Consider the following 11,816-nt stretch of genomic DNA (forward strand, 5'->3'; position numbering starts at 1 on the left):
ATTTTATGATTGCAGACAGGGGCTTTTTGTTTTATAAAAAGATGTTTTCAAACATTTGCGCATCACTTACTCGCTTTTGCACAGCTTTGTGTTTGATTAAGAGGTTTCCTCAGGTGCGGTGATAGGGGCACAAGGCTGGCTGTTTTCTTTGTGGGGAGGGGATGCCAAAAGAGAGTGGTTCAGGTCGTGACCAGTTGGACTTTGGAATACGCGCAGGCCGAATGTGGGCACTATGGCCAGCAAATGCTCAAAAATTTCAGATTGAATACTTTCGTATTTTGGCCATTCTATGCTGTTTGCAAAGGCATAAATTTGAAGTGCGATTCCTTCCGGCTGAGGTTCCAGCTGACGCACCATCAGCGGCATATTCTGATGAATGCCGGGATGCTTTTGCAGATATTGAGTGATGTACATCCGAAACAAACCCAGATTGGTCAGACGATTTTCGCTGAATGGTTCGCCGGGAACCGGATTTTGGTTCGAGCAGGCGAAGATAGATTTTGTCTGGCATTCCGAAAGATATTCTCTTAAAGATTCGATTTGAGAGAAGTGTTCCAGCATTTGAGGCGTACAGAAGCAAATGCTGTTCACATCCAGATGAATAGAGCGCATAATCCTGCGGCCGCCGCTTTCCTGCATGCCGCGCCAATTGCGGAAGGAATCGCTGGTTAGCGCGTTGGCCGGGATGGTGGTAATGGTGTTGTCAAAATTTTGCACTTTCACCGTACAAAGAGAAATCTCCAGAACGGTTCCGTTGGCATCGTATTTGGGCATTTCAATCCAGTCGCCGATGCGAACCATATCGTTTGAGGTCAGCTGGATTCCAGCCACAAAGCCCAGAATCGCGTTTTGAAACACCAGCATAAACACTGCGGTTAAGGCACTGATGCCGCCCAACAGCACCAAGGGGCTTTGACCGCTTAGAGTGGCGAACAGAATGATACCGCCGATGATCAAAAGAACAATTTTGATTACCTGTAAAAATCCTTTGATGGGTCGAATTTTAGAAATTTCATATTCCTGATAAATGTCATCCACAGCAGACAGGACGGCATCCATAATAAAAAGCATAACAATGATAATATAGGCGGACAGACAGCGGTTCAGCAAATCCCGCTGAATCGGAAATTCATCGGCAAAAAAACCGATGATCAGCGGCGAAATTAAATGGGAAAGACGATGGGGAAGACGGTTTGCAAAAATTTTATCATCCCATCTGTATTTTTTGTTTTTTGTAATCCGTCCCACAATTTGAGACAACAGCTTGCGTGCCAGTAAATTTCCAACCACACACAGCACCGCAACCAGTGCAATCATAGATAATGTAGACATATGCCCGGCGGTGGAGTCCGACAGGCCAATCTCTATAAACCATTGCAATAACAGTTCCCGCATGCAAAAACCATCCTCTCGTTCTCTGCGATCCGCGCAGAAAAAATTTAGCAGCCGATTATGCGTCCCTTCTCTATTTAGAAAAGGCAAATAGTTCCGGCCTTAGCTAGAGATAATCGAATATTCTAAACCTAGCATATCACAGAAATTTTGTCAAAAGAATTTTCTTTTTTGAAAGATGCTCTGAAAATGATTGGAACATGCCCTGCTTCTCCATTTTTACAGAAAATGATCAACCGCTGGGAGCACGCGAAACAGAACGCTCTGTGAACCAACTAGAAAAAATCGTCAAACAAGATCTTTTCCGGAACCCTGATGTGGTTCGGCAGAATTTGATTTTTTGCCATTGGTGTTTTACCGATCAATGCTCCCAAAAGGTTTCTTGTATTTTTTCCAGTCGCAGCATAAATCAAATTTGCAGCATAATAACCAAATTTCGAAAGGGTTCTTAGACGAATGACAGCGGTGTGATCTACGTTTAATGCTAAAAGATAACTAAAATGCAATTCGAGAAAAAAATACAAGGATATTTTACAGGAAAGACAGACGATTTCTACCATGAAACAGTATCGGCTTTGTTTATGATTATATCATACATAGAAATTGGGGATACCCCAAGCGGACTCTTTTTAGCAAGGTAGTTACAAAATATCTTATCAAAATAAGGGGAGGACAATGAACTTATGAGCGAAGTGACAGCAACCGTGGCGGCAGTTTCTGACCAGACGGCTGCGAAGGCGGAAAAACAAAAGTTATCCAATCAATTTTTTAAGAAGGGCGTATGTGTTGCGATTCTATCCGGTATTTGCTACGGCCTTTATTCTGCGTTTTTAACGCTGGGTATGGCCAGTGGTATTTGGGTGGAATGGGGAAGCCCGAACGCGGCTTTGTCCGCATTCGTCGTCACCTATATGCTGGGCGCTTTGGGCAGCGCACTGAACGATACCATCAGTGCCATTTGGTGCGTGGGTATCGCCGCAATTAAGGGCAAGCTGGGGGATTTCTTCCGTACCTTGAAAACGAAGCCCGGAAAAGTAATGATTGCCGCGGCTTTAATCGGCGGCCCCATTTCCAGCACAGCTTATGTGGTAGCGCTTCAGATGGCAGGTTCCATCGTCATTCCGATTACCGCTCTTTGCCCGGCAATCGGCGCTATTTTGGGACGAATTTTGTTTAAGCAGAAGCTCAATGTTCGTATGATGTGCGGTATCCTTGTTTGCGTAACTGCCAGCTTTATGATTGGCAGCACCAGCATGGGTGATGATGCTCCCGAAGGACGCCTTCTGGGAATCTGTATTGCTTTGATTGCCGCTTTTGGCTGGGGCATGGAAGGCTGTGTGGCCGGTTATGGCACTTCAATGATCGATTCTGAAATCGGTATCACCATTCGTCAAAGCACTTCCGGCCTTTCTAACTTGATTATTCTGCTGCCTCTGTTCGGAATTATTTCCGGCAATGGTGTTGGACTTTCCGGGGAATTGGTGGTTCAGGCAGTGACTAGCTTTGAAGCTATTCGCTGGTTTGTTGTCAGCGGTTTCTTTGCTTTGTTTGCTTATAGCCTGTGGTATAAGGGCAACAGCATGTGCGGTGCTGCTTTGGGCATGGCATGTAACGGCGCTTATTCCTTCTGGGGCCCGTTCTTCTGCTGGCTGGTGCTGGGCGTTATGGCTGGGCACGAAGGCTGGTCGATTCCTCCGATTGCTTGGGCAGCGGCTGTTGTTATGGTAATGGGCATTCTGCTGATTGCTATGAATCCGCTGGATCTGTTCAGAAAGAAGGAGGCAAATTAAGATGAAACCACTTAACTATGCGATTCTGAAACATTTTACAAAAGTAAATGAGGCTTGCGCAGATGATGTCATTCAAGCTCTTCAGGGGCAATATGGCAATTTTAAGGCGCTGAAAAAGCCAGCGGTTATTGAAGCAATTATGACAGCCGAGGCCAACGGGCTTTTGCAGGAAACCAGATATGAACTGGATGCAAACGGAGAATTGAAGGTTTATTATCAGGCTCATGAGGAAGGCGCAGCGACCATTAACCAATATATTCCGGACTGATCATTTTTCAGGCAAAGGCAGTTTCGTTAGAAAACTGTCTTTGCTTGAATCAAATAAAAAAGAACAATAAATCCCAATACAAAAAAGGAGGATAGGTGTGTGAGATATTATGGAGAGGAAGCCTTGGGACTGGTGGAAACCGTAGGAATGGTTCCGGCGCTGGAAGCAGCGGATAAGATGCTCAAAGCCGCCGATGTAGAGCTGATCTCTTATGAAAACGTGGGTTCCACACTGGTCACCATTATGGTAAAAGGCGACGTAGCAGCAGTTCGGGCATCGGTTGAGGCAGGGGCAAAAGCCGCCGCATCCATTGGCAAGCTGACGGCTCATAATGTGATGCCGCGCCCAATCAAAGGGGTCGGCGATATTGTTTCCGTACACGATATTGACAAATAGTGCCAATAAGGAAGGAATGGACGTATGGACAAAATGGAAGCCCTGGGGCTGATTGAAACCTTTGGATTGGTCTTTGTATTAGAGGCCGCAGACGCCATGTGCAAGGCGGCTGATGTGGAACTGATCGGGTACGAAAACGTGGCCTCCGGTTATATCTCTGTTCTGGTGAAAGGGGACGTAGGCGCGTGCAAAGCCGCCGTTTGTGCCGGAGTAAAGGCGGTACAGGACATGGGGGCCGATGTATACAGTTCCGTTGTCATTGCAAGGCCGCATCCGGATTTGGGAAAAATCATCGCGCGTTATTCTTTTGATATTTTACTTGCGTGACGGATGCCCTTGAGAAGGGGTTATACAAATGGAAAAAAGAACGATGAACATGATTGACCACGATTTGCTTTCCATACAGGAAGCTCGAATTTTGGCGGAAAATGCCCGGGATGCGCAAAAGATTCTGGCTGCCTTTCCGCAGGAAAAGCTGGACGCGATTGTCGAGTCTATTGCAGAGCAAGTGGAAAAGCATGCGCTGGATCTGGCGAAGATGTCCAGTGAAGAAACGGACTATGGCGTGTGGCAGGACAAATATGTGAAAAACCGGTTTGTCTGTGCCCGTTTGCGCGCCGAACTGCGTGAGATGCGCTGTGTGGGAATCATTCGGGAGGATACGCAGAACAAAACCATGGATGTGGGGGTTCCGCTGGGCGTCCTTCTTGCGTTGTGTCCGGCAACCAGCCCGGTTTCCACAACGGTTTATAAAACCATGATTGGAATCAAATCCGGCAATGCGGTGGTGTTTTCTCCGCATCCGCGGGCAAAAGAAAGCATTGCCCGGGTGTTAGACATCATGATAGAAGCAGCACAGCAGGCCGGATTGCCGGAGGGCGCGCTGTCTTATCTGCATTTGGTTACTCCCGCCGGAACCAAAGAACTGATGAACCACCCGGCGATTTCTCTGATTTTAAATACCGGTGTGCCGGGAATGCTTCCCGATGCTTCTCATTCCGGAAAACCGGTGATTTACGGCGGAAATGGGAACGGACCTGCGTTTATTGAGCGCACAGCGGATCTTCCCCGGGCGGTGGAAGATATCATCATCAGCAAAACCTTTGACCATGGAATCGTTTCTGCCGCAGAGCAGTCCATTGTGGTGGACAGCTGTGTGTCAGAACAGGTAAAACGGGAACTGAAAAAACGCGGCGGTTACTTTTTATCGCAGGAGCAAGCGCAGAAGCTGGGGGAATTGCTGTTTTTTTCGGATGGCAGCGCCAACCCCGAACTGATGGGAAAATCCGCGCAGGAGCTGGCAAGGCGGGCAGGGTTTTTTGTTCCGAAAGACGTGGTTTTGCTGATTTCAGAACAGGAGTATGTTTCTGACCAAAATCCTTATTCCAAAGAAAAGCTTTGTCCGGTTCTGGCTTATTATGTGGAGGACGACTGGATGCATGCCTGTGAAAAGTGCATCGAATTGCTTCTGAGCGAAAGAACCGGCCACACTTTGGTGATTCATTCCAAAGATGAAGAGGTGATTCGTCAATTTGCCCTGAAAAAACCGGTGGGCAGAATGCTGGTTAACACGCCGGCTGTTTTTGGCAGTATGGGCGCCACCACGAATTTATTCCCGGCAATGACGCTGGGCAGCGGGGCAGCGGGAGCGGGAATTACTTCAGACAATGTTTCCCCCATGAATCTGATTTATGTGCGCAAAGTGGGCTATGGGGTGCGCAGCGCAGAGCAATTCCGGCAGCAGATGGTTTCTCACATGGATCTCCCCGGGGATTCGGGGAATTTACCGGAATTGGATTTGCAAAAATCGCAGGCACTGCAAGCGCTTTTACAGCAGATGGTTCTGGAACTAAGGGGTATGAATACACAGAAAACGATAGAAAGCAAATCAAGTGAAGAAAAGAGGTAAGAAATTTGGATATTCGTGATTTTTCAAACAAATTAGCGGATGCGACCAAACATATGACAGAAGCACAGCGAACATCTTTAATCAAGATGTTTGAGAGCGTTGCCAGTGAAATTACCAAGGAAGAAACCACTGCTTCTTATGCCCCCCAATTTGTTGGGGCAGACAACAGCGCCGGCGCGGGAATTCCGGACGGAATGACTTCCCGTTTAATCGAGCTGAAAGAAAACTATTTAAAGCAGGTTCCTTCCATTACCACTTACCGGGCACGGGCCATTACCAAAATTGCCAAAGAAAACCCCGGTATGCCGAAGATTATGCTGCGTGCAAAATGTTTCCGCTATTGCTGCGAAACCGCACCGCTGGTGATTCAGGACAATGAACTGATTGTCGGTGCCCCCAATGGCGCCCCCCGTGCCGGTGCTTTTTCTCCGGATATCGCATGGCGCTGGATGGTGGACGAAATTGATACTATCGCTAATCGTGCGCAGGATCCCTTTTATATTGCTGAAGAAGACAAGAAGATTATGCGAGAAGAGCTGTTCCCCTTCTGGCAGGGAAAATCTGTGGATGAGTACTGCGAAGATCAATATCGTGAAGCTGGCCTTTGGGAATTGTCTGGAGAATCCTTTGTTTCGGACTGCTCTTACCATGCGCTCAACGGCGGCGGTGACTCTAACCCCGGTTATGACGTAATCCTGATGCAGAAAGGTATGCTGGATATTCAGCAGGAGGCCCGCGAGCATCTGGAAAAGCTGAAATATGAAAACCCGGATGACATTGACAAGATCTATTTTTATAAATCCATTATCGACACCACAGAAGGCGTCATGATTTATGCAAGACGACTGTCGGAATACGCTGCTCAGCTGGCAATGAAAGAAACAAACCCCAAGCGCAAAGCAGAGCTTCAGAAAATTGCAGAAGTGAACGCATGGGTGCCTGCCCATAAGCCCCGCACTTTCTGGGAAGCAATTCAGGCGGTTTGGACAGTGGAATCCCTGTTGGTTGTGGAAGAAAACCAGACCGGTATGTCCATTGGCCGTGTGGATCAGTACATGTATCCGTTCTATCAGGCCGATATTGAATCTGGCCGTATGAATGATTATCAGGCGTTTGAGTTGGCCGGCTGCATGCTGATTAAGATGTCTGAAATGATGTGGATTACCAGCGAAGGTGGCTCCAAATTCTTTGCGGGCTATCAGCCTTTCGTCAACATGTGTGTGGGCGGTGTCACCCGTGACGGACGTGACGCTACCAACGAACTGACTTACCTTTTGATGGATGCTGTGCGCCATGTAAAGGTTTATCAGCCTTCTTTGGCAACCCGTGTGCACAACAAGTCCCCCCAAAAGTATTTGAAAAAGATTGTGGAAGTGGTGCGTTCCGGCATGGGCTTCCCGGCGATTCACTTTGATGATTCCCATATCAAGATGATGCTGGCCAAGGGCGTTTCTATTGAAGATGCCCGCGATTATTGCCTGATGGGGTGCGTGGAACCCCAAAAATCCGGCCGGTTGTATCAGTGGACTTCTACCTCTTATACCCAGTGGCCCATTTGCATCGAACTGGTGCTCAACCACGGTGTTCCGCTTTGGTATGGCAAACAGGTAACACCAGACGCGGGTGACCTGAGCCAATACAGAACATACGAAGAGTTTGAAGCTGCTGTTAAGGATCAAATTAAATACATTACCAGGCTGACTAGCGTGGCGACCGTTATTTCTCAGCGGATACACCGCGAGTTGGCGCCGAAGCCCTTGATGTCCATTATGTATGAGGGCTGCATGGAACAAGGCAAGGATGTTTCTTCCGGCGGTGCAATGTACAATTTTGGCCCCGGCGTGGTTTGGTCTGGCCTTGCAACCTACACCGATTCGATGGCGGCCATTAAAAAGCTGGTATTTGAAGAGAAAAAATACACTCTGCATCAGCTGAATGAAGCATTAAAAACAGATTTTGTGGGCTGCGAGCAGCTTCGGAATGACTGCCTGAATGCACCCAAGTTCGGCAATGACGACGATTACGCAGATTTGATCGCATCGGATCTGATTAACTTTACCGAAATGGAACACCGTCAATACAAGACTTTGTATTCGGTTTTGAGCCACGGCACTTTATCCATTTCCAACAATACACCCTTTGGGCAGATGACCGGTGCTTCTGCTAATGGCCGCAGGGCCTGGATGCCTTTGTCTGACGGGATCAGCCCCACCCAGGGTTCCGATAACCAGGGTCCCACCGCAATCATCAAGTCCATTTCTAAGCTGGCGGTGGACAATATGAACATCGGTATGGTGCACAACTTTAAGCTGATGTCTGGTTTGCTGGATACCCCGGAAGGAGAGGACGGCATTATCACGCTGATTCGCACCGCATCTATCTTCGGCAATGGCCAGATGCAGTTTAACTATCTGGATAATAACACCTTGATTGAAGCGCAGAAGCACCCGGAAAACTACCGTGACCTGATTGTTCGTGTGGCAGGTTACAGCGCATTCTTCGTAGAACTGTGCAAGGATGTGCAGGATGAAATTATCAGCAGAACCATGCTGACACATCTGTAAAAATAGTGTAAGGGCAGCCGTGCTCCGCCGCCGGCCGGGTAAAATCCCGCCGGCGGGCCAGGAGCCAGGCCGCCAAAAGTATGGGAAATCGGGAGATTTAACAGTATGAGCAGTACCAATCAGGGAGTAATGGAGCGCAAAGCCTTTATTTCCAATATCCAAAAATACAATATGTATGATGGGCCGGGTGTTCGGACACTGGTGTTTTTTAAGGGCTGTCCACTGCGCTGCAAATGGTGTTCCAATCCCGAAAACCTGGAACGGCGCTATAACGTCATGTTTCGGTCCAATGTGTGTGTCAATTGCGGTGCCTGTGCTGCCGTTTGTCCCGTGGGGATTCATAAGATGGAAGCGGACGGAACCCACAGCATTGACCGCAATATCGATTGCATCGGATGCCGAAAGTGTGAGCAGGCCTGTTATCAGTCTGCTTTGACCATTGCGGGTCGAATGCAGACAATTTCTGAAATTGTTCAGATTGTGGAAGAAGATAAAATGTTCTATGACCTTTCCGGCGGCGGCATTACAGTGGGCGGCGGGGAATGTCTGATGCAGTATGAAGCCGTGGCGAACCTTCTGATGGTCTGTAAGCGCGAGGGAATTAATACGGCCATAGAAACCTCTGGTTATGCCAAATTAGATGCGATTTTGAAAGTGGCTCAATTTGTAGATTTGTTCCTGTTTGATATCAAACAAATGGATTCCCAAAAGCATTACGAGCTGACGGGGGTACATAACAATCAGATTTTAAACAATCTAAAAGAATTGCTTCAGCGGCGGTACAACGTAAAAGTCCGAATGCCGATGCTGAAAGGGCTCAATGACGGCAAAGAAGAAATTGATGCGGTGGTGGAGTTTTTACGTCCTTACCGGGATTATAAAAACTTTAAAGGGATTGATATTCTGCCTTATCACCGGATGGGAGTCAACAAGTATTCTCAGTTGGGAATGTCTTATCCTATGGAAAACGAACCGGATCCTGCCATGAGCGCAGAAGCTCTGGATCGGCTGGAAAGTTGGCTGAAAACGTATGATTTCCCAGTGACAGTGGTTCGTCACTAACATATAAAAAGAAGATATTTCGGGAAGGGGAGGAAAATGAGCGTATTCGGGGAACAGGGGATAGAACGTATTATTCAGGAGTCTGTCCCGGGAAAACAAATTACGTTGGCCCATGTAATCGCCTCTCCGGTAAAAGATGTGTTTGAGCGGCTGGGCATTGATGACGGGGGCGCCATTGGGATTCTTACGTTATCACCCTTTGAAAGCGCCATCATTGCCGCCGACATTGCCGCAAAAACCGCCAATGTGGAAATTGGATTTCTAGACCGGTTTACCGGCTCAGTCGTGATTTATGGGGATGTGCAAAGTGTAGAAACTTCGCTGCGCGCCGTGAATGATACGCTGCGGGATCTGCTGGACTTTCAGGCGGCACCGCTTACAAGAACATGAAGCGCAAGCGGATTATGGTAATTGGACCTGCCGGATGCGGAAAAACAACACTGGTGAACGAGTTAAACGGGGTAAATCTTCCGCCGCGCAGAACACCGGATCTGATTTATGGCAAAAACACCATCGATGTGCCATCCTCTTATTTGGAAAATGCGTGGATGTATAAACATATTATCGCCGCTTCTCAGGATGCATCGCATCTGCTTCTTTTGGTGGATCAGTCGGATTGCAAAGAACTTTATTCTCCGGGATTTGCCAGGGTGTTTCGGTGTCCGGTTATCGGTGTGATTTCAAAATGTGATTTGAATCAGGAAAATGAGGATTGCTGCATACGCCAGCTTCAAAAGATCGGCGTGTTGCCGCCTTATTATAAAATCAGCGCGCTACATCAGATTGGCATAGAAATGCTGAAAGCAGAGCTACAGAAAATGACGGAATAAGGGGGGAGAATATGAAATTTATTACGGAAAGTGACCTGCGTGCTTTATATCAGGCGCAGCCCTTTGACCGGTATGTGCCGCAGCTGGGAACAAAAATTACCCCCGGGGCCCGGCAATTCCTAATTGACCGAAAAATTCGGATGACCGATTCGGCTTCCAATGGGCGGGCGCAAAAGAAAAAGGAAGAAGCGTCTTGTCCGTCCCCCGTAAAAAAGGACTCGATTTCAAAACGCAGGCTGCTTTGCCGGTTGGCATCTGTCGAAGCAATGTTTTTGGCCACAGCACAGGAGCTTCTGGAACAGGATATCCAGATGGCGCAGCAGGTGATAGAGCTTTCGGGTGAGCTTTCCCAGATAAAATCCGTACTGGAATCCGGCGGAACCCTTTCTTCTGTATCCTGTGCCGCCTGTACCGGAATCGGAGAAGAAAACGCAGCCAGCGATTTGGGCGACTGCTTTGCCGTCACCGGATTTCATATTCAGCTTCAAAAGGGCAAAGAGATTATTTTACTGCATCAGCTGCGCTGCACGCTGCGGGAAATGAATCTGGACCTTTTGGAACGGTCGGAAATAGAAGAACCATCAGATATTCCTTATCAGGAAGCGTCCAGATGGGTCAATCAAATTCTTAATCGGCTGTCGCAGATGATATGCGAAGCTTCTGGAGGAAAAGTATGTCGCAGAAAAACCTGACCTTTGCGTATTGTGACCAGCTGGTCGCAGACTTTGAAAAAGTGATAGAGCATCCTGTCACCACAAAATCTGCTGTTTATTACACCGGTCTGGATTTGGGAACTGCCTGTGTGGTGCTGGCTGTGCTGGATGAAAACCGCAAGCCGGTGGCTGGCGCTTACCGATATGCAGATGTGGTTCGTGACGGCATGGTGGTGGATTACATCGGTGCGGTAAACATCGTACGGGAACTCAAAAAAGAACTGGAAGAAAAACTTGGAACAGAACTACTTTATGCGGCGGCGGCCATCCCGCCGGGAACCAATGAACTGGATGGCGGAGCGGTGAAAAACGTGGCAGAAGCCGCAGGTTTTGAGATAACGGCGATTTCTGATGAACCCACTGCTGCTAACGCGGCACTTCAAATTCGAAACGGTGCGGTGGTGGATATTGGCGGCGGAACCACAGGTATTTCGGTTTTGAAAGACGGTAAGGTTATCTCAGTAACCGATGAATCCACTGGGGGAACACACTTTTCTTTGGTGGTAGCCGGGGCGTATAAAATGCCTTTTGCCGAAGCGGAACTGTTCAAGCGGGATCCTAAAAATCACACAGAACTGCTGCCTGTGGTAAAGCCGGTGATTGAAAAAGTCGCTTCCATTATTAAAAGAAATATTCAGGATTATGATATCAATGAGATTTGCTTGGTGGGCGGCACCTGCTGCCTTGCAGGAATCGAATCTGTGATTGAAAAGCAGGTGGGGATTTTTACCCACAAACCACAGAACCCCATGTTCGTCACGCCGCTGGGGATCGCGCTTGGGTGCGGGAAAGAGCGGATGTGACAGAAAGGACAGAACCATGGATTACCGAATCATTAAATCGCCCACAGCGGGAACGCTGGATATTCTGGCGCGGCGCACGGGAATCACTC

Annotated in this window: 12 protein-coding genes; 11 read left to right on the plus strand and 1 reads right to left on the minus strand. The window is 48.1% G+C overall.

From position 1 onward, the window contains the following. Positions 1 to 96: 96 nt before the first annotated feature. Complete coding sequence (locus tag C1A02_RS03680; protein WP_101696835.1) at positions 97 to 1,395, minus strand: mechanosensitive ion channel family protein; 1,299 nt, start codon at positions 1,393 to 1,395, stop codon at positions 97 to 99. 680 nt (positions 1,396 to 2,075) lie between these two features. Between C1A02_RS03680 and C1A02_RS03690 the strand changes: the two genes are divergently transcribed. The 11 genes from C1A02_RS03690 (at position 2,076) to eutJ (ending at position 11,727) form a co-directional block, all read left to right on the plus strand. Beyond that, entirely contained in the window at positions 2,076 to 3,182 is a 1,107-nt protein-coding gene (locus C1A02_RS03690) for a DMT family transporter (protein WP_101696837.1), read from the plus strand. Between the two features lies 1 nt (position 3,183). Beyond that, positions 3,184 to 3,450, plus strand: coding sequence for a hypothetical protein (locus tag C1A02_RS03695; protein WP_101696838.1), 267 nt, complete (start codon positions 3,184 to 3,186; stop codon positions 3,448 to 3,450). A 99-nt stretch (positions 3,451 to 3,549) separates the two neighbouring features. Then, a complete protein-coding gene (locus C1A02_RS03700) occupies positions 3,550 to 3,846 on the plus strand; it encodes a BMC domain-containing protein (RefSeq protein ID WP_101696839.1) in 297 nt (98 codons plus the stop codon). A gap of 24 nt (positions 3,847 to 3,870) precedes the next feature. Beyond that, on the plus strand, positions 3,871 to 4,173 hold the full coding sequence (locus C1A02_RS03705) for a BMC domain-containing protein (RefSeq protein WP_101696840.1): 303 nt from the start codon (positions 3,871 to 3,873) through the stop codon (positions 4,171 to 4,173). Positions 4,174 to 4,216: 43 nt separating this feature from the next. Next, on the plus strand, positions 4,217 to 5,755 hold the full coding sequence (locus C1A02_RS03710; protein WP_101696892.1) for an aldehyde dehydrogenase family protein: 1,539 nt from the start codon (positions 4,217 to 4,219) through the stop codon (positions 5,753 to 5,755). A gap of 5 nt (positions 5,756 to 5,760) precedes the next feature. Further along, positions 5,761 to 8,319, plus strand: a complete 2,559-nt coding sequence (gene cutC, locus C1A02_RS03715; protein WP_101696841.1) for a choline trimethylamine-lyase — start codon at positions 5,761 to 5,763, stop codon at positions 8,317 to 8,319. Between the two features lie 105 nt (positions 8,320 to 8,424). Further along, entirely contained in the window at positions 8,425 to 9,381 is a 957-nt protein-coding gene (cutD, locus tag C1A02_RS03720; RefSeq protein ID WP_101696842.1) for a choline TMA-lyase-activating enzyme, read from the plus strand. 36 nt (positions 9,382 to 9,417) lie between these two features. Then, a complete protein-coding gene (locus C1A02_RS03725) occupies positions 9,418 to 9,771 on the plus strand; it encodes a BMC domain-containing protein (RefSeq protein WP_101696843.1) in 354 nt (117 codons plus the stop codon). Continuing rightward, positions 9,768 to 10,211: a EutP/PduV family microcompartment system protein gene (locus tag C1A02_RS03730; protein WP_101696844.1), complete on the plus strand. Its 444-nt coding sequence runs from the start codon at positions 9,768 to 9,770 to the stop codon at positions 10,209 to 10,211. Before C1A02_RS03725 ends, C1A02_RS03730 begins: the two co-directional genes overlap by 4 nt. Before the next feature lie 11 nt (positions 10,212 to 10,222). Then, entirely contained in the window at positions 10,223 to 10,903 is a 681-nt protein-coding gene (locus C1A02_RS03735; RefSeq protein ID WP_101696845.1) for a cobalamin adenosyltransferase, read from the plus strand. Next, positions 10,885 to 11,727: an ethanolamine utilization protein EutJ gene (eutJ, locus tag C1A02_RS03740; protein WP_101696846.1), complete on the plus strand. Its 843-nt coding sequence runs from the start codon at positions 10,885 to 10,887 to the stop codon at positions 11,725 to 11,727. Before C1A02_RS03735 ends, eutJ begins: the two co-directional genes overlap by 19 nt. Positions 11,728 to 11,816 lie beyond the last annotated feature (89 nt).

The organism is Clostridium minihomine, assembly GCF_900240385.1.
GTDB classification, from domain to species: domain Bacteria; phylum Bacillota; class Clostridia; order Oscillospirales; family Acutalibacteraceae; genus Faecalispora; species Faecalispora minihomine.

Bases quoted from the DNA above. Each gene is read 5' to 3' on its own strand.
- eutJ (WP_101696846.1), top strand. From the start codon at position 10,885: ATGTCGCAGAAAAACCTGACCTTTGCGTATTGTGACCAGCTGGTCGCA.
- C1A02_RS03730 (WP_101696844.1), top strand. From the start codon at position 9,768: ATGAAGCGCAAGCGGATTATGGTAATTGGACCTGCCGGATGCGGAAAA.
- C1A02_RS03705 (WP_101696840.1), top strand. From the start codon at position 3,871: ATGGACAAAATGGAAGCCCTGGGGCTGATTGAAACCTTTGGATTGGTC.
- C1A02_RS03695 (WP_101696838.1), top strand. From the start codon at position 3,184: ATGAAACCACTTAACTATGCGATTCTGAAACATTTTACAAAAGTAAAT.
- cutD (WP_101696842.1), top strand. From the start codon at position 8,425: ATGAGCAGTACCAATCAGGGAGTAATGGAGCGCAAAGCCTTTATTTCC.
- C1A02_RS03735 (WP_101696845.1), top strand. From the start codon at position 10,223: ATGAAATTTATTACGGAAAGTGACCTGCGTGCTTTATATCAGGCGCAG.
- C1A02_RS03710 (WP_101696892.1), top strand. From the start codon at position 4,217: ATGAACATGATTGACCACGATTTGCTTTCCATACAGGAAGCTCGAATT.
- C1A02_RS03680 (WP_101696835.1), bottom strand. From the start codon at position 1,395: ATGCGGGAACTGTTATTGCAATGGTTTATAGAGATTGGCCTGTCGGAC.
- C1A02_RS03690 (WP_101696837.1), top strand. From the start codon at position 2,076: ATGAGCGAAGTGACAGCAACCGTGGCGGCAGTTTCTGACCAGACGGCT.
- C1A02_RS03725 (WP_101696843.1), top strand. From the start codon at position 9,418: ATGAGCGTATTCGGGGAACAGGGGATAGAACGTATTATTCAGGAGTCT.